Below are 303 nucleotides of genomic sequence, written 5' to 3' on the forward strand. Positions count from 1 at the left end.
AAGTTTGTCTGCTTTAAATTTTTGTTTATATTGGATTTCATTTGTTCTTTCATCCTTTATTTCAGTTGGTTTATACCAATAAAAAATTTCGCTAAGTATTGTAATCGCAACCATATAGGGCTTGCCATTTTCTAAAGTAAGGTACTTAAACCAGCCCTGGTCTAAAGTGTTACCTTGCAGGTTTATTCTTGCGACTTTTATTACATTGGTATTCATCCACGTCACCCTTCTCTATCTAACATTTTTTCAATATATCTTTACTACTAGGGTATTTGATATTTCTCAACAAAAAAAGATTTAATA

General features: G+C 30.4%; 1 pseudogene. It reads right to left on the bottom strand.

The features are described from left to right. Positions 1-216, bottom strand: a pseudogene (locus ACQGS6_RS29580) (DNA replication protein DnaD); the annotation flags it as partial. Positions 217-303 lie beyond the last annotated feature (87 nt).

It is taken from the genome of Bacillus sp. GMs2/2 (assembly GCF_050172095.1).
Classification (GTDB): Bacteria; Bacillota; Bacilli; order Bacillales; family Bacillaceae_G; genus Bacillus_A; species Bacillus_A cereus.